The sequence below is a fragment of the Tabrizicola sp. genome (genome assembly GCF_031377265.1).
GTDB lineage: Bacteria > Pseudomonadota > Alphaproteobacteria > Rhodobacterales > Rhodobacteraceae > JAUYQR01.
Genome location: NZ_JANMET010000361.1, coordinates 1 through 2,687, shown reverse-complemented (window position 1 = coordinate 2,687; position 2,687 = coordinate 1). Strand labels below are relative to the sequence as shown.

Genomic DNA, 2,687 nt, shown 5'->3' with positions numbered 1-2,687 from the left:
CAAGGGCGCGCTGGCGCAGCGCCGGGGCGGCACGGTGCGCCATGACGCAGTGGCCTGGGGCTATGCGCGCGGGGCCGACAGCCGGGGTGTCGATCTGATCCAGAATTGTGAAGTGACGGGGATGCGGATCGAAGCGGGTCGCATTCTGGGGGTGGAAACCTCGCGCGGGTTCATCGGGGCCAAGAAGGTTGGCGTGGCGGTTGCGGGGTCGTCATCGCGGGTCATGGCGCATGCGGGGATGCGGTTGCCGATGGAAAGCCATGTGTTGCAGGCGTTTGTGTCCGAAGGGCTGAAGCCCTTGATCGACGGGGTGATGACCTTTGGTGCGGGGCATTTTTATGTGAGCCAGTCAGACAAAGGCGGGTTGGTGTTTGGTGGTGACATTGACGGCTACAACTCCTACGCGCAGCGCGGAAACCTGCCGGTGATCGAGGATGTGGCCGAGGGTGGCATGGCGCTGATGCCGATGATCGGACGCGCAAGGCTGCTGCGGACCTGGGGTGGCATCATGGACATGTCGATGGACGGCAGCCCGATCATCGACAAGACCCATGTCGAGGGCCTCTATTTCAACGGCGGCTGGTGCTATGGCGGGTTCAAGGCGACGCCTGCCTCAGGCTGGTGCTTTGCGCATCTGTTGGCCACCGATACCCCGCACAAGACGGCCACGGCCTACCGTTTCGACCGCTTTCTCAAGGGGTTGATGATTGATGAAAAGGGCCAAGGCGCCCAGCCGAACCTGCATTGAGGGCACCATGAGCATTTTCAGCAAAAGTGGGAACCGGTTTCGCGGTTCGAAAATGCGAAAAGGGACCTTCGCATGATCATCAATCACCCCATCCTTGGCCCACGTGACGCGCAGGAATTCGTCTATCTGGGCGATGCCAAACTGATGCACCGCCCTGACGGCATGACCGCCGGGATCGAGGTATTTCACGACTATCTGTACAACCGCGACAACCCCGCAGGCGAACATCGCGAGCTTTGGTATCACGAGCAGGGAGATCGGTCCTGGCTGGTGGTCACCCGCAATACGGTGACGCATGAGATCAAGCGGGTGGAACTGGCGCGCGATGTGGCCCGGGCCGAGGGGCGGTCGAAATGAGCCAAGTCAATCGCGTTTCCGGCGGGCAGATCGACCGGACGCAGACGATCCGTTTCACCTTTGACGGGTTGCCTTACATCGGCCATCCCGGCGATACGCTGGCCTCGGCCCTTCTGGCCAATGGCGTGCGGCTGATGGGGCGGAGTTTCAAGTATCACCGGCCGCGCGGGCCGTTGTCGGCGGGGTCGGAGGAACCCAATGCGCTGGTGCAACTGCGGTCCGGCGCGCGGCAGGAGCCGAACACAAGGGCGACGGTGGCAGAGCTGTTCGACGGGTTGGAGGCCACCAGCCAGAACGCCTGGCCGTCGCTGCGGTTCGACGCCATGGCGATCAATGACCGGTTGAATGCCTTCTTTGCGGCTGGGTTTTACTACAAGACCTTCATGTGGCCGAAGGCTTTCTGGGAAAAGGTCTATGAGCCGATCATCCGGCGTGCGGCGGGCCTGGGCGCGATGTCGCGGCTGGAGGATCCGGATGAATATGACAAGGGGTTTCTGCACTGCGATCTACTTATCATCGGCACCGGACCTGCGGGCCTGATGGCCGCATTGACCGCCGGGCGCGCCGGGGCGCGGGTGATTTTGGCTGATGAGGATTTCCGCTTGGGCGGGCGGCTAAATGCCGAAACGTTCGAGGTGGGCGGCATGGCGGGTGCCGACTGGGTGGCGGGGGTGGTGGCGGAACTCGCCAGCCTGCCCAACCTGCGGCTGATGGCCCGCACCACGGTGGTCGGGGTCTTTGACCATGGCATCTATTCGGCGGTAGAGCGGGTGAGCGACCACCTGCCCGTGCCCCTGCCCGGAAAACCGCGCCAGACGCTCTGGCGGATTTACACCAAGCGCGCGATGCTTGCGGGCGGTGCCACCGAACGCCCGATCGCGTTTGAGAACAATGATCGTCCGGGGGTAATGCTGGCGGGATCGCTTCGTGCTTATGCCAATCGCTGGGGCGTGGCGGTGGGTGACCGGGTGGCGGTATTCACCAACAATGATGATGGGCTGCGGTCGGCCACCGACCTGCAGGCCAAGGGCGTTGACGTGGTCGCAGTGATCGATCCGCGCGAAGACGGCGCGCTTCTGCCCGGCATTCGCCATCTGCGCGGCGCGCAAGTGGTCGACAGTGCCGGGCGGCTGGGGCTGGATTCGGTGACGGTGCGGCTGGCCAGTGGCAAGACAGAGACCATCGCCTGCACCGCCATAGGCGTATCGGGCGGGTGGAACCCGAACCTCAACATCACCTCGCATCACCGCTCGCGCCCCGAATGGCGCGACGATATCGTGGCCTTTGTGCCGGGGGCGGGCGGTCCGGCCGGGTTGGTGTCAGCCGGGGCGGCGGCGGGGGTGATGTCGACCCATGGCGCGCTGGTCTCGGGGCGGGCGCAGGCGCTGGCGGTGCTGGAGGGTCTTGGCATGACGCCCAGGCCCGCCGAACTGCCGCAGGCCGAGGATGCGCCGGTTGCGATCAAGCCGCTGTGGTATGTCGCGGGTGGCAAGGGCCGGGCCTGGATCGACCCGCAGAACGATGTGACCGTCAAGGACATCAAGCTGGCCCATCAGGAAAACTTCACCGCCGTCGAGCATCT

At 64.5% G+C, this 2,687-nt stretch carries 3 protein-coding genes; all 3 read left to right on the top strand.

Features of this window, described 5'->3' with window-relative positions:
• Positions 1-748: FAD-dependent oxidoreductase (locus tag RMO18_RS19165; protein WP_309668093.1), on the top strand; the 748-nt coding region annotated here is incomplete at its 5' end.
• A 72-nt stretch (positions 749-820) separates the two neighbouring features.
• Positions 821-1,105: a sarcosine oxidase subunit delta gene (locus tag RMO18_RS19160; RefSeq protein ID WP_309668092.1), complete on the top strand. Its 285-nt coding sequence runs from the start codon at positions 821-823 to the stop codon at positions 1,103-1,105.
• Positions 1,102-2,687, top strand: a 1,586-nt coding sequence (locus tag RMO18_RS19155; protein ID WP_309668091.1) for a 2Fe-2S iron-sulfur cluster-binding protein, incomplete at its 3' end; no start/stop codon positions are given. The genes RMO18_RS19160 and RMO18_RS19155, both read left to right, overlap by 4 nt.

Excerpts from the sequence above, each read along its gene's own strand:
- RMO18_RS19160 (WP_309668092.1), top strand. The coding sequence starts at position 821 with ATGATCATCAATCACCCCATCCTTGGCCCACGTGACGCGCAGGAATTC.